This window comes from Enterococcus sp. LJL120 (assembly GCF_054871765.1).
Window position 1 is genome coordinate 25,987 of sequence record NZ_JBTXLV010000002.1, and the last position, 20,360, is coordinate 46,346.

At 43.0% G+C, this 20,360-nt stretch carries 18 protein-coding genes; 9 read left to right on the top strand and 9 right to left on the bottom strand.

Annotation, left to right across the window (positions count from 1 at the left end):
* Position 1: 1 nt before the first annotated feature.
* From ACYSNU_RS03275 to ACYSNU_RS03305, 7 genes are all read right to left on the bottom strand, one after another.
* Positions 2-1,327, bottom strand: coding sequence for a PTS sugar transporter subunit IIC (locus ACYSNU_RS03275; RefSeq protein ID WP_461735785.1), 1,326 nt, complete (start codon positions 1,325-1,327; stop codon positions 2-4).
* A 25-nt stretch (positions 1,328-1,352) separates the two neighbouring features.
* Entirely contained in the window at positions 1,353-1,697 is a 345-nt protein-coding gene (locus ACYSNU_RS03280) for a PTS sugar transporter subunit IIB (protein WP_461735786.1), read from the bottom strand.
* A 35-nt stretch (positions 1,698-1,732) separates the two neighbouring features.
* On the bottom strand, positions 1,733-2,038 hold the full coding sequence (locus tag ACYSNU_RS03285; protein ID WP_265456609.1) for a PTS lactose/cellobiose transporter subunit IIA: 306 nt from the start codon (positions 2,036-2,038) through the stop codon (positions 1,733-1,735).
* A gap of 11 nt (positions 2,039-2,049) precedes the next feature.
* Positions 2,050-3,093: an aminopeptidase gene (gene ypdE, locus ACYSNU_RS03290; protein WP_461735787.1), complete on the bottom strand. Its 1,044-nt coding sequence runs from the start codon at positions 3,091-3,093 to the stop codon at positions 2,050-2,052.
* Between the two features lies 1 nt (position 3,094).
* Entirely contained in the window at positions 3,095-4,948 is a 1,854-nt protein-coding gene (locus ACYSNU_RS03295) for a BglG family transcription antiterminator (RefSeq protein WP_461735788.1), read from the bottom strand.
* Positions 4,949-5,444: 496 nt separating this feature from the next.
* A complete protein-coding gene (locus tag ACYSNU_RS03300; RefSeq protein ID WP_461735789.1) occupies positions 5,445-5,924 on the bottom strand; it encodes a GNAT family N-acetyltransferase in 480 nt (159 codons plus the stop codon).
* Positions 5,925-6,021: 97 nt separating this feature from the next.
* Complete coding sequence (locus tag ACYSNU_RS03305; protein ID WP_461735790.1) at positions 6,022-6,867, bottom strand: SDR family oxidoreductase; 846 nt, start codon at positions 6,865-6,867, stop codon at positions 6,022-6,024.
* A 179-nt stretch (positions 6,868-7,046) separates the two neighbouring features.
* Between ACYSNU_RS03305 and ACYSNU_RS03310 the strand changes: the two genes are divergently transcribed.
* From ACYSNU_RS03310 to ACYSNU_RS03320, 3 genes are all read left to right on the top strand, one after another.
* Positions 7,047-7,511: an Rrf2 family transcriptional regulator gene (locus tag ACYSNU_RS03310; protein ID WP_461735791.1), complete on the top strand. Its 465-nt coding sequence runs from the start codon at positions 7,047-7,049 to the stop codon at positions 7,509-7,511.
* Between the two features lie 22 nt (positions 7,512-7,533).
* On the top strand, positions 7,534-8,868 hold the full coding sequence (locus tag ACYSNU_RS03315) for a metallophosphoesterase (RefSeq protein ID WP_461735792.1): 1,335 nt from the start codon (positions 7,534-7,536) through the stop codon (positions 8,866-8,868).
* A 256-nt stretch (positions 8,869-9,124) separates the two neighbouring features.
* Complete coding sequence (locus ACYSNU_RS03320; RefSeq protein WP_461735793.1) at positions 9,125-11,479, top strand: HAD-IC family P-type ATPase; 2,355 nt, start codon at positions 9,125-9,127, stop codon at positions 11,477-11,479.
* Positions 11,480-11,638: 159 nt separating this feature from the next.
* On the opposite strand, the gene ACYSNU_RS03325 is transcribed toward ACYSNU_RS03320, so the two are convergent.
* Both ACYSNU_RS03325 and ACYSNU_RS03330 read right to left on the bottom strand, forming a co-directional pair.
* Positions 11,639-12,103: a DUF1307 domain-containing protein gene (locus ACYSNU_RS03325; RefSeq protein WP_461735794.1), complete on the bottom strand. Its 465-nt coding sequence runs from the start codon at positions 12,101-12,103 to the stop codon at positions 11,639-11,641.
* 493 nt (positions 12,104-12,596) lie between these two features.
* Positions 12,597-13,544, bottom strand: a complete 948-nt coding sequence (locus ACYSNU_RS03330; protein WP_461735795.1) for an NADP-dependent oxidoreductase — start codon at positions 13,542-13,544, stop codon at positions 12,597-12,599.
* Between the two features lie 151 nt (positions 13,545-13,695).
* Between ACYSNU_RS03330 and ACYSNU_RS03335 the strand changes: the two genes are divergently transcribed.
* The 6 genes from ACYSNU_RS03335 (at position 13,696) to vanS (ending at position 20,289) form a co-directional block, all read left to right on the top strand.
* Positions 13,696-14,298, top strand: coding sequence for a hypothetical protein (locus ACYSNU_RS03335; protein ID WP_461735796.1), 603 nt, complete (start codon positions 13,696-13,698; stop codon positions 14,296-14,298).
* A gap of 451 nt (positions 14,299-14,749) precedes the next feature.
* Positions 14,750-15,811 (top strand): D-alanine--D-serine ligase, encoded by a 1,062-nt coding sequence (gene vanC / locus ACYSNU_RS03340; RefSeq protein WP_461735797.1) that lies wholly within the window; start codon positions 14,750-14,752, stop codon positions 15,809-15,811.
* The gene (gene vanXY / locus ACYSNU_RS03345) at positions 15,783-16,358 is read left to right on the top strand and encodes a D,D-carboxypeptidase/D,D-dipeptidase VanXY (RefSeq protein WP_461735798.1); all 576 of its coding nucleotides are present in this window, start codon (positions 15,783-15,785) and stop codon (positions 16,356-16,358) included. Before vanC ends, vanXY begins: the two co-directional genes overlap by 29 nt.
* Positions 16,355-18,457 carry a membrane-bound serine racemase VanT gene (gene vanT / locus ACYSNU_RS03350; RefSeq protein ID WP_461735799.1) on the top strand — a complete coding sequence of 701 codons (2,103 nt, stop codon included), beginning with the start codon at positions 16,355-16,357 and terminating at the stop codon, positions 18,455-18,457. Before vanXY ends, vanT begins: the two co-directional genes overlap by 4 nt.
* Before the next feature lie 61 nt (positions 18,458-18,518).
* Positions 18,519-19,214 (top strand): VanR-ABDEGLN family response regulator transcription factor, encoded by a 696-nt coding sequence (gene vanR, locus ACYSNU_RS03355; protein ID WP_461735800.1) that lies wholly within the window; start codon positions 18,519-18,521, stop codon positions 19,212-19,214.
* A complete protein-coding gene (gene vanS, locus ACYSNU_RS03360; RefSeq protein WP_461735801.1) occupies positions 19,204-20,289 on the top strand; it encodes a vancomycin resistance histidine kinase VanS in 1,086 nt (361 codons plus the stop codon). The genes vanR and vanS overlap by 11 nt, the downstream gene beginning before the upstream one ends.
* The last annotated feature ends 71 nt before the right edge of the window (positions 20,290-20,360 follow it).

The following is a 20,360-nucleotide window of genomic DNA, read 5'->3' on the forward strand; positions in this document are numbered from 1 at the left end:
ATTAGAAGTCTAAGTCAAGACCATCCAAGATATCACTATCTTTTTCGTCGAAGATTTTCTTTTCTTCTTGTTTCTTGTGTTCATTTTTCAATTCATTGCGTTCCATAATCTTGAAGAATGGCAGATACAAGGCAACTGTCAACACTAGTTGCAAGCCGTTAGCCACGATGGAGCGCCAGTCGCCATTGGTTAAGAAGCCTTCTAAGAAAACACCCACATACGGCGGATCGAAAATTGGTTTGCTGAGCCAGCCCCAATGCATCAAGAACATTGGTAACGTTCCGATGATTGCCCCACCAAAAACGTGAGGGATAAACATGATGGGATTTAAAATAATCGGTGCCCCGAATAAAATCGGTTCGTTAATCCCAAACAAGGCTGGGAACAAGGAAACTTTCCCGATTTGACGATAGCGTTTGCTCTTAGACAACATGCAGGCAATCACACAGCCGATGGAAATCCCGCAGCCGGTAAAGCCGAAGAAGGCGCTGGAAGCTCCCGCTGTGTAGAAATGCGGAATTGGTTCGCCAGCTTGGAAAGCGGCAATATTTTCCGCAATAAAGGCCACCATAATTGGCCGTGTAATCGGACTGAACACTGACGAGTGAATCCCAAAGAAGAAAATCAAACAGATACAGAAGTTCAAGGCCAAGACTGACCACGGATTATCCATTGAACCAACTAATGGTGCTAAGAAACGCGTTAAGATGGTTGGCGGTAATTCCCCAACTGTATTCATAAAGATAAAACGGCCTAAAATAAAGGTGCCACCGACAATTAAAGTAACCGGTATCAATTCAAAGGAGCGGGAAACAAAGTCCGGCACACCTTCGGGCATTCTGATGGTTAAGTTTTTCTTTTGACAGAAGTGATACAATTCAACCGTGATTAAAGAAACAAACATGGCGGTAAAGAGACCTTTTGCCCCTAAGTTGGTCATATCTAGGGCGCCATCTTCCGTAAAAGTTGCGACCATGAACAAGAAAGCAAAGGTTGATAAGGTAATGGCACCAGGAATATACAGCTTGTAATGATTGGCTAAATTGTAAGCAATCGCCATACAGGCATACAAACCAATCAAGCCTGTCGATAATGACACTGGCAAATTAAATAATTCCGCGTTGTTTAAAATAAATTGACTAAAGGCATTGCCTTCTCCCAGCATATTCGGCAGTGCTGGTAAAATGGCGAAGAAACTGCCTAGGATGGTAAAGGGCGTCATCGCCACCATCCCAGCTTTAATTGCGCTGAGATGAGGCTGGTTATCAACTTTATGGGCTAGGGGGACAAAGAAACGATTCATAAAGGCTTCAAATTTTGCAAACATGGTTTTTCCCTCTCCTTATGTGAATTTAAACGGCTTTTTGATTCGCCAGCTGATGTTTTTTATAAGTGACTAACGCTAGTTTCATCACGGTGGCGCCATCCATTTGACCGTAGACATCTTTATCAATCACTGCAAAGGGAATATTTCTTGGTTCTAAAACCGACTTGATAAAGTCAACTTTATGGGTGATTTGTGGTCCGACTAAAACTAAATCCCAGCCGTCAATTTGATCTTCAATGGAATCTGCAGGAATCGCTGTAAAATCAAAATCTTCATCCTTTAATTTGGCGCTTTGTTGGACAACCTTGCGCATATTTTGCATTAACATATTTGTTGAAAAGCCTCCGGCACAGCATAGTAAAATTCTCATGATACATTCTCTCCTTAGTTGGTTTAATATAATTTTTATTCAAATACCGTGATTAGTGTTTCGATTAAATCTCTCGCCAATTGGCTGGTCATATAGTGATCTTGGGCATGGACCATCAAAAGACCAATCTCTGATGATTCTTCGTCTTCATTCAGCTCTTTTGAAATTAATTCCGTTTGAATATTGTGGGCTTCTAAATCCAGCGAGCGGGATTCTTTGATTAATTCCCGCGCTCGGTCAAATTCTTTGGTCTTCACACATTTCAACGCTTCAAAGGCTTTGGCCTTGCTGTCTCCGGAAATGGAAATCAATTTCACAATGTTTAGTTCTTCTGTTGTCATCTTTTACTCTCCTAAATAAAATTCACCATGCGGCGATAAGTTTCTTCATTAAAATCAAGTAGCAATTGTTTATACAAAGCAATCATCTGGTCAACATCTTGACCGTTAACAATCGAATAAGCGCAGTGTCCATAGCGAACCGGTAAAATAGTAACCACAGTTGGCTTGCCTTCATTAACTTTATGGGCTTCGCCGCCGTCCGTACCGCCGGCGTTAAACATATCCAGTTGCAGCGGTAGCTCGGCCTTTTTAGCTGTTTCCTTAACATATTGCAGCATTTCTAAATTCGGCGCTAAGGTCCGGTCAAAATGAGTTAAAATCGGACCGGCACCGATTTGCCGCTGATTGGTATGATTGCGGACAAATTGTGTACTGAAGGTGGCAACATCAATCACAAAGACGATATCTGGATTGATTTTTTGAACGGCTGTCTTAGCGCCACGAATGCCGACCTCTTCACTGGAGGTATTAGCAAAATGGACAGTCAGCGGTAGTTCAACTTCCGCCAGCTCCTTCATCAGCTCCGCCATCACAAAGCAGGCTAGCCGATCATCAAAGGCTTTGCCGGCATAAATATTTTTAACGGCAAAGGCTTCAAATTCAGTTGCATAACAGACCATATTGCCGACTTCAATTCCCAAAGCGGTAACTTCTTCGGCACTGGTTGCACCTAAATCACAGTAAAGATTTTCGGTGGCACCATTTTGAAAATCACCGTTGATGACAGCGCTGATTTTGCGACCGTCAAATGTTGTGATGCGGACTTTTTGCAAATGTTGGGCCAAAGGTTTCACGCCGCCGACCACCATCAGATGAATCAAGCCGAACTCGCTGATACTGCGGACCATAAAGCCAACCTCATCCATATGGCCGCAAATCATAATGCTCTTGTCAGACTGCTGACTTCGCTTGGTAAAAATCAGACTGCCCAACCCGTCCGTCGTCTTTTCATAGGGCAGCTTACCAACCTCAGCTAAAATGGCTTGGCGCACCTCTTTTTCATTGCTGGCAATTCCGTCAGCGTTTGATAAGGCTTTCAAAAAATTGCTGTTCAACTTACTTCCTTCTTCCTAAAACTTTCTTTAATGTATAGTAAAATTCTTGAAAATTATTACTCTTAACTAAAATCGCTACCGCCGCTGGATTACTCATCAGCTTGCTGAGCTCTTTAGAAATAATCCGATGCCGCTCCAGTTGTTTTTCCTCTAAAGAGACCATAAAAATAATTTGTGGATTATTTTGGGCCTCGCTAGCCCCCTCCGGCAATACGCCGACAAAAATCTGATTGCGACTGCCCTGCATGGTCAGCGGATGGGGAATGGCAATTCCATTTTGATAAACCGTGGACAGATAATCTTCCCTTTCTAAAAGGGAAGCGCTATAGCCGGAACCGCCACCAGCTGCCTCTAAATTTTTCGATAGCTCAGCTAAAATCCGGCGATAAGGTTGCTTAGGTAAAATCGCAAAATTTTCTGCTGAGAAAAGTTCGAAAAAGCTTTCCTCAATCGAAAAATTTCCCTCCTGCTGCAACAAGTCGAGGTTTTCACTGACCTCCAGATAATCTAGCTCGCTTTGAACTTCATTGATTAAAATCACCGGACAATTTAATTCCAGCTGCAATTCAATAATCGAAAAAACTAAATCTGGAAAATAATCTTGAATCTTCTGAACTTCAAACATTGAAAAAGTTTGAATCTTAGCCTGTGGGAAAATCCGCCGTAGCTTCATTTCCACCAGATAAGCCATCCCGCCCCCGGAGGAACAGACGACAGCGATGCGGTAAATATTTTCAATCAGCTCCTGCTGCCGTTTATGAAACGGCACTGTCATATGGGTCGCCAGATAACCGATTTCTCCTGATGAAATCGTCAGCTGATATTGCTGCTCTAGCCATTTGGCAAAGAGCACCGCATAATTGAAAATCGTCGGATATTTTTTGCTGATTTCTTCGACATAGGGATTATCCAAAGGCAGCGCCTGCCGTGAGCGCTCAATCAATGAGGCGACATGCAGATAGACCAGATGGATAAATTCTTGATCTTCAGCAAAATGGGTCTGCTGCTGTTGATCTTGTTCTTTAAAGTAGTTTAAAATTTCCAGCTGCAGCTCCTCTCGGTTGCTGCGGATAGCCAAAGTCTTGGTCTTGGCTAAAATACTGGCTTCAAAATACTGATAGGCTTCCTCAGAAAGCTGTAACGAAAGCCCCGCTGCTTGAAACAGCTCCGCCAACAGATAGCCCTCTGACTTAGCAACTGTCCCTTGACTTTCAATCAGTATCAATAGCATAATTTCCTCTTCTAAATGACGAAAGTCGCTGTAATCAATATCCCACTGCCGTTTAGCAACCAATTGGAACAAGGCTGCTTGCAAAGCCTGACGTTTAGTTTCGGTTAATGCTTCAGCTAATAGCTCCTGCAGCTTGGGATTTTCCCGCTGCAAGCGATCCATCAACAACAAAAGTCGGTTGCGTAAATCACCGATGATTCTGACACCATAGTGGGCTTTGCGCTCTAATTTAAGTGCGGTACCATCGAGATACTCGGCGAGCTTGGCCAAATCATTTTTAATTTGGCTTTGACTGACTAAAAAAGTCTCGCTGATTGCTTGAATCGTTTGATATTCCTCTTTGACTAATAAAATAATCAGCAGCGATTCTAAACGCATCTGCTGCATGTCAATTGAAGAATCGGCGGCATTTTTTTGATACTCTTGAAACAATTCTTGATTGGTAATCACTAAATGATAGCCCAGCTTGCGGGAACGTTCGATGAGAAAACCGTTCTCCGTTGCCACCAGCTGCTGAAGATCATTACGGATTGTCCGGGGTGACACGCCGACAATATCCGCTAGTTCATCCGGCTTCAGATATTCCTGGGCTAATAAAGCCATTACAATTTTTGCCTCCCGCATCCCTTCAGCTCCTTTATTTAAGCGCTATCATTTGACATCCCCAGTATAGAAAAATCTTTCGCAATAGAAAAGTCCATCTTTTGCCATTTCTTTTTGCAAAAATTAGCTGAAATGAAAACAACGCAGCGCTAGTAAAATTTTTTTAAGATTTGTGAATGAAATCACTTTTAAAAGATAACTAATTTCCCGGAAAAATACGAGAAATTTCGCGGTTAGTTCTTTAATAAAAATATGAGAGAACTATCATTGTTCATATAAAAAAAGCTGAAGGCGTCTGCTTCAGCAAAATTTTAGAACGTATTATCGACTCTTTTCAAGCTCACTAAAGATTCACCACCAGCTGCTCAGCAAAAACTTAAGCAGCTGCAATAAAAAACAATCAAACCGCCGCTAGCGAAAATTGCCATCAAGAAAGCTCAGGATGCAGCTGAATATTGCCTGAAATCCAGAGAATAATTTCAGTGGTTTTGTGCAACCCTGCATTACCGATTTTTACCTATAAGACATAATAATAGATAAAATAATCCTCAAATTCCCCAGAAGGCAACCGAAAACCCTGTGGCACAGCACCGGCTTTTTGAAAGCCGATTTTTTCGTAGAGATGAATCGCGCCGGCATTATTAGCGACAACCGCATTAAATTGCATCAGCTGAAAGCCAAACGCTTTGGCGATTTTCAATGAGTCTCGAACCAGCTGCTCGCCGATTTTTTGGCCTTTGACATCTTGCTTGACACCATAGGAAGCATTGCCCACATGACCAATCCGGCCGACGGAATTTGGATGTAAGATGTAAAAGCCGACCACTTCACCCACCAATTCCGCCACCTGCGTGCGGGTCTGTTCAGCAAAGAAAATTTCAGCTTGGGCTGCTGACAGCTCGCTCTCTTGGGGAAAATACAAGCCATCTGCTACCACTTCATTCCAAATCGCCGTCACTGCCGGCAAATCTTTTTGTTGATACTCCCGTAAAATCATCTCTCATCCTCCGAACCTACTAATAAGATTTAAGTATACCCCAGACAAGCAAAAAAAGCCCCGCCTTGAGGGAGACTTTTCTGATAGTTACTGGTAATTATTGTAATAATTCTTTGACGCCTTCTGTTAGGCTAGTAAGTGGTCGGCCTAACGCTTTGGCAAAATCAGCAGACGTAACATCCAGCACATCCGCTTTGATATCTGCTTGGAAGCCGTAAAAAATTTCAGCGACTGGGGCTGGTAAACCTGCTGCTACGAGGCTCGCCTCGAAATCTTTTTGATTGGCGTCCTTAACGGCTAATGTTTTACCGGTTGCTTCTTCTACAGCAGTCACCAGTGTTTGATAGGTAACAGGCGTGCCAGAAAGTTCTAAAATTTCTGGATAGTCGCTGCCGGCAACCGCTTTAGCGCCGACTTCCGCATATTCCCGTCGTAAAGCCCAACCAGTTTTACCAGCACCACTAGCATGAACAAATTCTCCGCTTTGCAAGGCAGCGCCAATTAGTGGCAATTCATTTTCCAAATACCAATTATTCCGCAAAAAAGTGTGGGGAATGTTCGCTGCTTCAATGGCTTTTTCCGTATAGGCATGGTCGGCTGCTAATCCGCTGACTGAATTTTGCGCATCAGCAAAACTTGTATAAGCGATGTAAGAGACCCCTGCCGCCTTGGCAGCGTCGACAACATTTTGGTGTTCCTGTTGGCGATTGCCCGGCGCACCGGAAACAAATAATAAGCGATCGATTCCTGCAAAGGCTGCGTTTAATTCTGCTGGTTGATCGTAATCGGCAAGACGGACATTAAAGCCGGCCGCTGTTAAGTCAGCCGCCTTTTCAGCGCTGCGGGCCAGTGCAAAAATATTTTCTTGAGGCACTAAGGCCTGCAAACTTTTTAACGCTGCTGTTCCAAATCCTCCAGTGGCACCTGTGACTAAATAATTCATAATAAATCGCTCCTTTTTTTGGCTGCCAACAAATTTCCAGAGAAAACCGAAAATTTTTGATTGCTGACAACTGATTCCTTTTTGAATTTTTTATTTCGTCAGCTGTAACTTTTTTAATTACAGCATTATCTTACAGTTTGTGCTAAGATTAGTCAAGAATTTAATTCGGAGGAATTTAGATGCGTTATTCAGTTAGATTTTCAGATGCGATTCACATCTTAGCTTATATAGAAATTTATCAGGGAACTGATTTGTCCAGTGAGATGATTGCCAAAAGTATTGAAACAAATCCCGCCAACGTTCGCAAATTGATGAGTTATTTGCGGAACAGCCAGCTGATTCTCACTCAAAATGGCAAGGCCAAACCGACGTTAGCCCGCAAGCCTGAAGAGATTACCCTCTTTGATATTTATCGCAGCATCGAAGGGGAAAGCAATTTGATTCAAGTCGATGAAAAAACTAATCCGGCTTGTATCGTGGGTGGAAATATCCAAAAAGTTTTACAAGCAAAATATGACGATCTGCAAGCAGCCGTCGAAACCGAAATGAAGAAAATCACTTTGGCGGAAATTATTCATGATATTTCTGTCGATGAAGTCGCCCAAAGACCGGAAAGTTTCCAGACGGTCAGCCGCTTTTTATAAAGGAATGAAAGAAGTTTAACGAATGAAAAAATATTGGGGTATTGTGGGCGTGGGTCTGCTGCTGCTTGCCGTTTTTATCGGCATCAGCTGGTCTCAGGCCACCGAAAAACAAAGCTATTTGACAACTGAGGAACAAACCGATTTTTGGCTGATTACCGATCCGCATTTTTTAGCACCTAGTCTCCATGATGACGGTGAAGCCTTTCAGTTTATCCAAAGTACCGCCGCCGGTAAAGATTTGCGTTATCAAGAAGAAAGTCTGACAGCCTTTGTCGATCAAGCTTTAACGGCTAAACCAACGGGCATTATTATCACCGGTGATTTAACCTTGAACGGTGAAAAAGTCAGCGCTGAAAAATTGGCGGAAATTTTAGCACCACTGGAAAAAGCCAACATTCCAGTTCTTTGCATTCCGGGAAATCATGATATTTATGATGGCTGGGCCCGTAGTTTTGCCGACGACCAGCAAAATGTCGTTGCTAGTATCACCCCGGATGACTTTAAAAATTTATTTCCTGATGGCTTTACGCAGGCTGCCAGCAGTGATCCAGATTCTTTAAGTTACACGATTAATCTCAATCAAACCTACCGGCTATTTTTCTTGGATACCAATATTTACAGTGAAGCCAACAGCAGCAGTCAACCAACTACTAACGGTGTGATTGCTGATAATTCTCTAGAATGGCTGACAGAGCAGCTACAAGTTACCAAAGATGAAGGCCAGACTCCCGTCGTTTTTATGCATCACAATCTTTATATGCATAATAGTCAAGTCAATAAGGGATACGTGTTAGATAATGCTGACGAGGTAAAAAAACTTTTTACTGAATACCAAGTTCCCATTGTCTTTTCAGGTCATATCCATGCCCAAGACATTCTCGGCGGAACAACAGGCGAGCCTCAAGAAGTTGTTACTAGCTCCTTTGCGATGACGGATCAGGCCTATGGAGTTATTACGCTAAATGAGCAGGAAATCACTTACCAGCGGGAAAATTTATCCGTCGATGAGTGGGCGCAGGCGCAAGGCTTGAGCAATCCCGATTTGCTTAACTATCGGGATTATTTGAAGGATTTATTTTTAAAGGATAGCCAAGCGATGACCTATTCCAGCGCCTATCGGACCGGCGATTTTGCTGGCACAGAATTAACCGCAGCCGCTGATTTGGTGGCTGAGTTAAATTGGAATTTTTTCACCGGCCATGATTTATACACGGCTGACGAAAAAGCCGCCATTCAAAATTCAGCAGAATATCAATTTCTCAGCAGCCGCTCTGATTTTCTGCCCAGCTATTTAGACAGCTTGATGACCGATACAACTAGCGACCAAGAGATTAGCATTCCCCTCTCTGAAAAATAGAAATGGAAATAACTTGATATGCGTTATTTTCCACTTCTAAAATCTTTTTACGATAAATAAAAGCAAAGCACTGGATTAAACAGAAATTTTATAATTCTGTTGATTATGGCTTTGCTTTTTTATTTTATCAGAGCATAGGCAAGTAAAATTTATTCGTTAAATTTCAGCTAACAAAACTGTTATCCAAATCGCCGTTCTGATATTAGCCAAGAATTTTTTCTTCCTGTAAGATAGAGTAAAAAGGAGGCGGTTAACAATGGCAAAAATTCCGGATGTCCTGCCGGCTGAGATTACAGGTCTCACCTTAGCAGAAATCAGCCAGGCCCAAAAAAGCGGCCATGTAAATCAGAGTGCCTCAACGACTTTAAAAAGTACCAAAGATATTCTGCGGGAAAATATTTTCACTTTATTTAATCTGTTAAATGTTGTCTTAGCCGCACTGGTTGTCTGGGTTGGTTCCCCGCAAAATGCTTTATTTCTAATGGTGATGATTATCAACAGCGGCATCGGCATCTTCCAAGAGCTGCGGTCAAAAAAGACGATTGATTCCTTGGCAATTCTAGCAAAAGTTCCGGTTGTCGCTGTCAGAAATGCTCAGTTTACCAGTCTTTCTGAAGAGGAAATTCTGTTAGGCGACACCTTATTTTTACAAGCGGGGGATCAAATCCCCGCTGATGGTATTGTGATCAGCCAGCCGGCTTTTTTAGTGGATGAATCTTTATTGACCGGTGAGTCTAATAAAATTACTAAGAGCCGTGGCGATCAGCTTTTGAGCGGCAGTTTTGTGACTGCCGGTGAAGTGTATTATCAAGTAACGGCCGTTGGTGCCGATAATTATGCAACAAAATTACTGAATGATGCCCGCTTTAAAAAGCGGCCGCAGTCAGAACTCTTGCTGATGCTGCGGAAGCTGACGCGGGTTTTGACGCTGGTGATTATTCCTTTTGGGATTTTGATGATTTATCAGCAGCTGCAAAATGTGGAATCCTTTCAACAGGCTATCTTGGGCAGCGTGGCAGCAGTCGTGAGTATTATCCCCGAAGGTTTAGTCCTGTTAACCGGTGTCGCCTTTGCCGTTGGTGCCGCCAATCTGGCCAAACAAAAAGTTTTAGTCCAATCTTTACCTAGCATTGAAACTTTGGCTCGGGTCAACACCCTGTGTTTAGATAAAACCGGCACCATCACCGATGGCACCTTAACCGTTGAAAAAATCGTGCCGTTGCAGGACTTATCTGAGATCCAGCTTGGCCAAAAAATTGCGACTTTGTTAGCTTCTTCAGCTGATCAAAACGCAACCGCTCAAGCCCTCAGGGAAAAATTTCCCGCTGACCAGCCGGTTGTCCCAGAAGAAGTCATTCCATTTTCCTCCGATTACAAATGGAGTGGCGCCAAATTTACTACTGGATTTTTAGCAATGGGGGCCGCTGAATATATTTTTGCCGAGGTTCCCGTTGAGGTCGCCAAACAAAGCCAAGCCTTTATGGCAGAAGGCTATCGCGTATTGGTCATCGTTTTGGCGGCGCAAATGTCAGCCAATTATCGTCTCGTGGAACCTCAAGCGTTGGGGCTGATTGTCTTAGGCGACAGTCTGAGGGAGAATGCGACAGCAATTTTCCAATTGCTGATTAAACAAGGCGTTTCTTTAAAAATTATCTCCGGCGATCATCCGCTGACCGTTTCAAAAATTGCTGAAAAAGCTGGTATTCCTGAGACAAGTCACTTTGTCGATATGTCGAACATTCCTGATGACACTGATTTTGCTCAGCTCGTTGAAAATAATACCGTCTTTGGTCGGGTTTCTCCCTATCAAAAGCAAAAACTCTTGCAGGGCTTGAAACAAAATCATCAGGTCACCGGGATGGTCGGCGACGGTGTCAATGATATTCTAGCTTTGCGGGAGGCAGACATCGGTATTGCAATGGCACAGGGCAGCCAAGCGGCTCGGGCAGTCGCCGATGTGGTCTTACTGACGGGGGATTTCTCAGTTATGGAAAGCATCATCAAAGAAGGCCGCCGCGTGATTAATAATCTGCAGCGAGTCTCCTCCATGTATTTAGTCAAAACTATTTATGCGATTTTACTGGCGCTGATTTTTATTTTGTTAGCCACAGCTTATCCCTTCGCGCCTTTACAATTAACGCCGATTAATGCCTTAACCGTCGGCATTCCCAGCTTCTTTTTAGCCTTGCAGCCTAGCTATGAACGGCCCCGCGGTAATGTTTTAGACAATGTCTTACGGATTTCTGTCCCCGCAGCTCTAAATGTTGTCATCAGCGTGCTGGGAATTAAATTTATCGGCGATATCTGGCAGCTTGATTCCGCCGTCACCTCCACGTTAAGCGTCTTTTTAGTCGGCGTGGTCGGCTTAAAAGTTTTACTGCGGGTTTCTTTACCTCTGAATTCAAAAAAAATCTGGCTTCTCTTGGCGATGACCGCCAGTCTGATTTTCTGCTTTTTATTCTTAGGCAAAATTTTTATGTATGACAATGTCTTTGATGCCGATTTATTGATTTTAATTCCTTTTATTCTCTTTATCCACTTCTTCTTCGACTGGACTTCTCGGTTGATGAACCAAGTGATTTACTGGAAAAATCTGCGCAAAAAAGAATAGCAAAACCGCCGCCAGTCCCTTGAGGAGTGGCGGCGGTTTTTGGTTCACTATCAAACTAAGAAAAAAATGTGAATTCTTCAGATGCTAAGACATCCTATTCATTTTTCTGAAATTCTAAAGTCATTCATAAACATACAAAGCAATCATTTCTTCTTAAAACTATTCTTCGCTCAAGCCTAAATCTTCCAACTGAGTTGCAAGTTCATCATAGGCAACATCACCAGTATCGGCTGTCATTCCAGTTAGATCGTTAAAGACTGTTGGGTCGACATTTTCCAAATCCAAAGTGATGGTAACGCTGAAAACATTGTCGGTAAAATCATTTTCGATTGTTACCCCCTCGCTGCCATCATACTCCTCATACTGGGCGGCCAATTCATCCTCAATGGCTGCCTGTTGAGTTTCATCCAAATCCGCCGTATCTAAACCCAATGTTGTTAAATCAAAGCTCGATACCATTTCAACTTGATTGACAGTTTGATCTTCGTGGGTGACTTTGACCGTCACATCCGCACCAGAATAAGAACCGGAAAAAGTGTTTACCTCTGTCTGACTGCCTCCGCAAGCCCCCAAAAAGACTAGTCCCAATGCCAACATTCCCAAAATTTTTCCAATACGTTTCATTTTCTACTCCCCTATCCACTTTTTTAGCTACTTTTTAGCAAAGTGATTAATTTTACAGCTTTCTCACTTTAACAAAAAAATCCAATAATTAATTGGTTACGCTTCCTTAATGGTAATATAGACGTTTTGGGAATGCAATCTCATTTTTAGCGGAGCGGCTACTTTTAAGGCAAGCTGTTCGGTAAAATCGAGCTGTTCTCCGTGTTTAGCTAAAAAAATGCAACTCAGCTAAAGTCAGCGAGCCATAATTTCTATCTGAAACTACAACTAAATCTCCAAGCTCATTGCGAATAAAACTTTATTTGATAAATCACTTTTCAATTGTAGTCTTCAGCTGAAATTAAATTTTGTTGAATAGACCAAGAAATTCAACAATAGTTAAAAACTGATTTTTTCAAAAAAAATACCGCAAGCAAGGTTTTCATCAAACAACCTAACTTGTGGCGACATTTCTTTTTTCAATTATTTTAATGACAGCGAGTCCGGAAAAGTTTTAAATCTTTTCCTGATTGCTAATCACAATCTTTCCACTGGCATGATGAGTAGCACTTAAATCATGGGCGGCTTTTATGCCGTCTGTGGTTAGAGGATAGGTGGCGCCAATCACGCTTTTGATTTTTCCAGCAGCCAGCAAATCGGCTATTTCTTGCAGATGCTTGCCACTCGGTTGCAGCCAAATGCTTTTGGCCAATTGAACTTTGGCAGCTTGGTCGGCTGCGGGTTCGCCGACAATCGAAATCAAGCGACCTTCTGGATGCAAAACATCAAAGCTTTTAGCCTGAACCTCGCCCCCCATCGTATCAAATACTAAATCGACCTTGTCGATGACTTCGGCAAAGTCAACTTTTCGATAGTCAATGACTTCGTCAGCGCCTAGGCTTTTTGATAATTCATGGTTTTGCTCGCTAGCAGTAGTAATTACTCTGGCACCGGCATTTTTAGCTAACTGAATGGCATAGATACCTACACCGCCGGCTCCAGCATGAATCAAAACTGTTTCGCCGGCTGACAGTTTTCCGTGGGTGAATAAAGCTTGATAAGCCGTTTCACCGGCTAACGGCACTGCCGCTGCTTCAGCAAAACTAATATTTTCTGGCTTTTTAGCTAAGAGATGGTCGTCAACAATCGTTAAGTCGGCGTAAGTTCCAAAACGGGTTGTTTCCGGTCGGGCAAAAACCAAATCCCCTACATGCCAATGGTTGACCTGACTGCCGATGGCAACAATTTCACCGGCAACATCCCAGCCTAAAATAATCGGAAAATCCCAAGTCATCATTTGTGACAAATAACCTTCCCGTAATTTCCAATCGATTGGATTGACCGAGGTAGCGGCTACCTTAACTAAAACTTGATGTTCGCCAAGTTCTGGCAGGGTTACTTGAGCTTCTTTCAAACGACTGCTGTCGCCGTATTCTTCAATGACAATGGCTCTTGTTTCCATAATAAAATCTCCTTTAGTGTTGCGCTGAATATCACTCATTATAAATCTTTAGCCAAAAAGTTGATAACCTTCTGCTTAAGGGAGTGACTGCCACATCAACTCAATGGCTTATGCTATACTTTATTTAGTATTTAGGAGTGGAGGGGTTAAAATGGGTTGGTTTTTTAATCGCGAAAAGCAAGAAGAAAAGGAGCGGCAAGACGCCAGTCAATTCCGGAAGGTGATGCAGACTTATCAGAAATATGCAGAATTTCCTTATATTAATCCGGACGAGTCGCTGTTAAACGAGCGCATTCAACAGCTGGCTACCGGGGCAATCCCTTTTGTTGAGCCGGCCGTGATGGAGCGCAATCAAGATGGTTATTTATTAGGCGAGCTGATTTTATTAGATTGGCTACATGGGAAAAGCTCAGAGATTAACGATTTCCCGGATTATTTTGAACTTAAATTGGGAATTAATGCTGCTGAAACTGTTATGCCGCTGTTAGATGATGATTGTCTAGATATTTTAGAGGATGAAGGTGCCTTGTATTTCTGGCCTTTAGAGGAATTGAATGATTTGGCTGAAGAATATGGCTTAGAAAGAAAAGCCACTTATGATGAGCTGATTGCTAGTTTTAAAGCGGGCTTCACCCCCGATTTTTTGGCGGATTTGATTGGCCGAGGTGTTTATGTGCCGATGGAATATGGTCAGCAGCTATTGACTAAATACCAGGCAGACTTCGAAGCGTTTCAAACAAAACATCAGCTATAAACAATTGCCCATTTAGCAAAATTCAAAAATTTTGCTAAATGGGCTTTTTATTTGTCCTTAAAATTTTTGCTGGTTACAAACGGCAGCTTGTTTGATTTGCAGCGGCTTAACTAAGTGCCGCTGATTTCCTTGTGTGTTGTGAAGAAAATCAACGATCAAGATTAACAGCAAAATCGCCAAGCAAAATTTTAAGCAGTTTCAAAACTTGTAGGCACTTTTCGCAGCAAGACCAGTCAAGGCTTACCTCTTTAAAATTTCTCCTTTTAAAAAGGCTAACTACACAGAGTCTTCCGCAACTCCAATTTCACAATCCCAAAATCAAATCCTGCAAATGTCATAAATTTGTCAGGATTTCCAGAGAAAAACTGTAGAAACCCAAGACGGAAAGCGCAAATATTGATTTTGCATCCCTGTTAGACTGGCTTTAAAGAACAAGTTAGGGAGTGGGAAGATGAAAAAAATTGCGTTAATTTTTGGCGGAACTTCTTCAGAGTATGAAGTGTCTTTGGCGTCAGCAGCGGGAGTTTTAGCGACTTTACATGAATTGGACTATCAAGTTTTTCCAATTGGTATCACGAGAGATGGCGGTTGGTTTTTAACTGACGCTGATGTTGAGCAGCTTCAACAGGATACTTGGCAGACCTCCTCATTATGTCAATCAGCTACGCCGCAGTTTAAGGGCCAAGGTTTTTGGCTCGGTAAAGACCAAAAATTTTTCAAGCCTGATGTTTTATTGCCGATTTTACATGGCGGCAGTGGCGAGGACGGTAGCTTGCAGGGTCTTTTTGAAATGATGGCCCTGCCTTATGCTGGCTGTGGCGTTGCAGCTTCGGCCCTGTGTATGAATAAATTTCTCCTGCACAAATTTGCAGATACGCTAGGTATCAAAAGTGCCGCCACTGTTTTGTTGGATAGCATCACCGATCAGCAAACGGTTGAACAATTTATAAAAAATGTTGGCTTGCCGATTTTCGTTAAGCCTAATGAAGCCGGTTCGTCTAAAGGCATCAGCAAAGTGACTGAACTAGAACAGCTGCCACAAGCTTTAGCAGAGGCCTTCAGGTACAGCCGGCAGGTAATTTTGCAAAAGGCTGTCAGCGGAATTGAAATCGGCTGTGGTATTTTAGGCAATCATGGCCTGCAGCTGGGAGCCTGCGATGAAATTTCTTTAACCGGCCAATTTTTTGACTACGTGGAAAAATATCAGCTGTTAACCGCCAAAATCACCGTGCCAGCCCAAATACCAGCCGAAATCAGCGAAAAAATTCAAGTCCAAGCACAGCGTCTTTATCAACATTTAGGCTGTCGCGGCCTAGCCCGGATTGATTTCTTTTTGACGGATGATGGCACTATTTTATTGAATGAAGTCAACACCTTACCGGGCTTCACGCCTCACTCTCGCTTTCCGGCGATGATGGCAGCGGCCGGTATCAGCTACAACCAAGTGCTAGAAAAATTGATTAGTTTAGCAGAGGAGTCCTATCATGAAAAACATTTACTTGCAATTAGTTAACCGCCAGCATCCCCTCCTTAAAAGCAATGAGCCGCAGCATTTGGTTTTAGCCCCCTTCAGCGAAAAAGATATTTATCTGCAGCCGGAAGTTGCCAAGCAGTTACAAAAATTATTAACCGACTGGCAGCTGACAGAAGACATCATTCTGTTAGACGGCTACCGGACTGAACAGGAACAGCGAAAATTATGGGAGTTTTCGCTGGCAGAACACGGACCTAAATACACGGCTGAATTTGTCGCCTATCCCGGTTGCAGTGAACATCAAACAGGACTCGCTGTCGATTTAGGTTTACGGGGAGCTGATAATGACCTGATTGCTCCCAGTTTTCAAACTGGTCCAACTGTGACAAAATTTTTAGCTGAGATGGCCAACTACGGCTTTATTCTCCGTTATCCGCCCCATAAACAAGAAATCACTGGTATCGGCTATGAACCGTGGCATTTTCGGTACGTCGGCGTACCCCACAGTCATATTATCAGCGGGCAAGATTGGACTTTGGAAGAGTATCTGCAATTTTTACAGGATACTAGCAGGTCAATCGCATGAACAAACAAAATGCTAGTATCAATAATTTCCGACTGCTCGCTGCTGTGATGGTGGTGGCGATTCACTGCTATCCTTTTCAAAGTTTCGCACCGGAGCTGGACACCCTCATCACCTTAACTTTATTTCGAGTGGCAGTCCCGTTTTTCTTAATGGTCACGGGCTATTATTTAATCGGCCCGCTGGCGGAAAAAAAGCAATTTCCGCAACGTCTGCGGGTCAAAAAATTCCTAAAAAAGCAGCTTTACCTTTATTTAGCGGCGAATTTACTCTATTTGCCGCTGGCACTTTACAGCGGCGAAATTTCTTTGCAGATGTCGTTAGCTAAATTTTTACAAGCGCTAATTTTTGAAGGTTTTCTTTATCATCTATGGTATTTTCCGGCGTTGCTTTTGGGCGTTTTCCTCGTCAGTCTGCTGCTAAGAAAATTCTCATTGAAATCGGTACTCTCCGTTGCCATTGGTTTGTATCTGATTGGTTTAGGCGGCGATAGCTGGTGGGGGATTACCCGTCAGCTGCCGTTTTTAAAAACTTTTTATAATGGTCTCTTTCACTTCTTCGGCTTAGCTCGTAATGGTCTCTTTCTAGTGCCGCTGTTTTTAGTCTTGGGAGCCATTTTATATCAAAAACGGAGCTTTCAAGCTCAGCGCAATACGCTGTTCTTAATCGTTTCAGCAATCGGTCTTTTAGTAGAAAGTTTTGCTCTGCACCACTGGTCTCGGCCCCGCCACGATAGCATGTATCTCTTATTGCCATTGGTCATGTATTTTCTATTTCAGGAGGTGCTCCATTGGCAGTCGCAAAAAACTTTGGGAAATGCTAGCAGGCTTGCACTAGGAATTTATCTTTTTCATCCTTATATGATTGCCGTTTGGCATTTTATCGCAAATAAAGTACCGCTTTTAAAAAACAGTTTAATAAATTTTTTAGTCGTTCTACTATCGACCTTTTTAATCTGTTGGCTGACCTTCAAGCTTCTGGCGAAACTGACCAAAAAAAATTCAAAAGGACCAGCACGAGCCTCAAAGCAGCTGTCAACTAAAGCGCTGAAGGCTAACTTAGCTGAAATTAACCGGATTATTCCTGAAAAAACCAAAGTGATGGCGGTGGTGAAAGCCAACGCCTACGGGACCGATGCGAATATTTATGCCAAAACTTTGGCGCAAAACGGAGTCGATTTTTTTGCTGTGGCTACCTTAGAGGAGGGGATCGCCCTGAGGGAAGCCGGAATTGCCAAGCAAATTTTAATTCTCGGCTATACTTCTGCTCGCCGCATAAAAGAGATTAAAGCCTATGACTTGGTTCAAACGATTGTCAGTGAAGCTCATGCGGCCGCTTTAAATCAACAAAGAATAGCGATTGATTGTCATTTGAAGGTCGATACCGGCATGCATCGCTTAGGCGTAGAGGATGATGTTCAAAAAATTAAAGCTCTCTATCAACTGCCCTATTTAAAAATTAAGGGCATTTATTCCCATCTAGGTTCTGCTGATGAGCAGTCAGCGGCGGCTAAAGAACGGACCGAAAAACAAATTGCCATTTTCAATCATTTGTTAGCGCAATTAAAAGCCCAGCAAGTTCCCTTTGGCGTGACTCATCTGCAAAGCAGTTACGGTATTTTGAATTATCCAGACTTAGCCTATGATTATGTCCGTCCCGGCATTCTTTTATATGGCTGTCTCAGTAGTCAACGCGATGTGCCTAAAGAAAAAATCACCCTCACGCCGGTCGTTGAAGTGCAGGCCCAATTGATTTCTAAAAAATGGGTGGCTGCTCAGGAATATTTGGGCTATAGCCTAACTACGCAACTATCAGAAAGCCGTTTAATCGGCGTAGTCAGCATTGGCTATGCTGACGGCATCCCCCGCAATTTAAGCCAGACCGACTGGCAGCTGACTTATCAAGATCACCAGCTGCCGCAAATTGGTCGGATTTGCATGGATATGCTGCTGATTGATTTAACAGCTTGCCCAGAAATCCCTTTAGAGGCTCAGTTGAGTGTGCTGCCGGATATTTTAGCTGCCGCCACAGAAACTGCGACCTTGACCAATGAAATTCTCAGTCGCTTAGGCGGCCGTTTAACCGTCGAGGTCTCCAGTTAAGCTGTAAATTGTGCTACACTGAAAAAGAGATTTCTTAAAAATCAGAGCTGGAGTGAAGGAAATGACAGATACAATTGTCGTGGTGGATGATGAAAAGGAAATTGCCAATCTGATGGCAACCTTTTTGAAAAATGAAGGCTTTCAGGTGGCTGCCTTTTATAACGGCAGCGAGGCTTTGGCCTTCATTGACCAAAATGCTGTTTCTTTGGCAGTACTGGACGTGATGCTGCCGGACATCGACGGCTTTCAATTATTGCAAAACATTCGGGAACATTATTTTTTTCCAGTGCTGATGCTAACCGCAAAAGGCGAGGACTTGGATAAAATTACTGGGCTGACTTTGGGAGCAGATGATTATATCACCAAGCCCTTTAATCCATTAGAGGTTGTGGCACGGGTCAAAACGCAATTGCGCCGCAGTCAGCGCTATAATCAGCCGACAGCCCCGCAAGCAGATACGGAATTTGCCAAAGACGGGCTGTTTCTTCAAAAAAACAGCCACAAAGTCTTACTTTTTGAGCGGGAAATCATGATTACCCCGATTGAATTTAAAATCTTGCTGTATTTATTTGAACATCAAGGGACCGTCGTTTCCTCCGAGGAGTTGTTTGAGGCCGTCTGGCAGGAAAAATATTTAGACAATAACAATACGGTGATGGCCCACATCGCACGGCTGCGGGAAAAGCTCAAGGAGCAGCCCCGCAAACCAAAATTTATTAAAACTGTCTGGGGGGTTGGCTATATCATTGAAAAATAACTTGAAAAATCCGTTAATCAGAAGAATTCTTTTCCGCTACGTGGCGACAATCGTGATTGCCTTTGCCATTTTGACGCTGATTCCTTTTACGATTTTAATCGTCATGAATTTTTGGACCTGGTATGGAGATGAGTTTATTTATCGGCTAGTTTATTTCTTCTATAATAATCTGATTGCCACCTTTTTAATCAGCGGCATTGCTCTTTGGCTAGCTATCACCTTTTATTTCTTTAGTAAAATTGCCAGCTATTTGAATGAAACCATCCATGGCACTAGTCAACTGCTGGCCAATCCCGAGCAGCGCATTAAATTGTCACCAGATTTGGTGGCGGTTCAAGACGAAATGAATGAACTGCGGGAAAATAATAACCGCACGCAGCGGGCCGCCAAAGAAGCCGAACAGCGGAAAAATGATTTAATCGTTTATTTGGCCCATGATTTGCGGACGCCTTTGACCAGCGTCATCGGCTATTTGACTCTCTTAAAGGAAGAGCCCCAGCTATCTTTAGATATGCGGGCCCGCTACACTGATATTGCCTTAGACAAGGCGGAGCGTTTGGAACAATTAATCAATGAATTCTTTGAAATCACCCGTTTCAATTTGACTACCCTGACATTAAATAAACAAGTGATTGATTTGAGCATTATGCTAGAGCAGATTAGCTATGAGTTTCTGCCAATTTTAGAAGAAAAAAATCTCCAATGGCAATTGGAGATTGAAAAGGAAGTTTTGGCAACCGTCGATGCAGAAAAAATGGAGCGGGTCTTCGATAATCTGATTCGCAATGCGATTAATTACAGCTTTGCTGATTCAGTCATTACCTTGGAACTAGCCAAAAAAGAGCAAATTGAAATTACGTTTAGCAATAGCGGCTACACGATTCCACCGGAGAAATTGGCCCGAATTTTTGAGCCCTTTTACCGGATGGACAGCTCCCGGGCCAGCGCCACCGGTGGCACCGGCTTAGGCCTGCCAATTGCAAAAGATATTGTCGAGGCTTTAGGCGGCATGATAACTGCCGCCAGTCGTGACAACCAGATTATTTTTACCATCAGCTTGCCTTTGCGCAATTAATTTTTGTTGACCGTCATGAGGCTGTGACATTAGTTAGAACAAAGCCGAACTTTACGAAGGACAACTAGTGA

Excerpts from the sequence above, each read along its gene's own strand:
- ACYSNU_RS03275 (WP_461735785.1), bottom strand. The coding sequence starts at position 1,327 with ATGTTTGCAAAATTTGAAGCCTTTATGAATCGTTTCTTTGTCCCCCTA.
- ACYSNU_RS03280 (WP_461735786.1), bottom strand. The coding sequence starts at position 1,697 with ATGAGAATTTTACTATGCTGTGCCGGAGGCTTTTCAACAAATATGTTA.
- ACYSNU_RS03285 (WP_265456609.1), bottom strand. The coding sequence starts at position 2,038 with ATGACAACAGAAGAACTAAACATTGTGAAATTGATTTCCATTTCCGGA.
- ACYSNU_RS03295 (WP_461735788.1), bottom strand. The coding sequence starts at position 4,948 with ATGCGGGAGGCAAAAATTGTAATGGCTTTATTAGCCCAGGAATATCTG.
- ACYSNU_RS03300 (WP_461735789.1), bottom strand. The coding sequence starts at position 5,924 with ATGATTTTACGGGAGTATCAACAAAAAGATTTGCCGGCAGTGACGGCG.
- ACYSNU_RS03305 (WP_461735790.1), bottom strand. The coding sequence starts at position 6,867 with ATGAATTATTTAGTCACAGGTGCCACTGGAGGATTTGGAACAGCAGCG.
- ACYSNU_RS03310 (WP_461735791.1), top strand. The coding sequence starts at position 7,047 with ATGCGTTATTCAGTTAGATTTTCAGATGCGATTCACATCTTAGCTTAT.
- ACYSNU_RS03315 (WP_461735792.1), top strand. The coding sequence starts at position 7,534 with ATGAAAAAATATTGGGGTATTGTGGGCGTGGGTCTGCTGCTGCTTGCC.
- ACYSNU_RS03320 (WP_461735793.1), top strand. The coding sequence starts at position 9,125 with ATGGCAAAAATTCCGGATGTCCTGCCGGCTGAGATTACAGGTCTCACC.
- ACYSNU_RS03325 (WP_461735794.1), bottom strand. The coding sequence starts at position 12,103 with ATGAAACGTATTGGAAAAATTTTGGGAATGTTGGCATTGGGACTAGTC.
- ACYSNU_RS03330 (WP_461735795.1), bottom strand. The coding sequence starts at position 13,544 with ATGGAAACAAGAGCCATTGTCATTGAAGAATACGGCGACAGCAGTCGT.
- ACYSNU_RS03335 (WP_461735796.1), top strand. The coding sequence starts at position 13,696 with ATGGGTTGGTTTTTTAATCGCGAAAAGCAAGAAGAAAAGGAGCGGCAA.
- vanC (WP_461735797.1), top strand. The coding sequence starts at position 14,750 with ATGAAAAAAATTGCGTTAATTTTTGGCGGAACTTCTTCAGAGTATGAA.
- vanXY (WP_461735798.1), top strand. The coding sequence starts at position 15,783 with ATGAAAAACATTTACTTGCAATTAGTTAACCGCCAGCATCCCCTCCTT.
- vanT (WP_461735799.1), top strand. The coding sequence starts at position 16,355 with ATGAACAAACAAAATGCTAGTATCAATAATTTCCGACTGCTCGCTGCT.
- vanR (WP_461735800.1), top strand. The coding sequence starts at position 18,519 with ATGACAGATACAATTGTCGTGGTGGATGATGAAAAGGAAATTGCCAAT.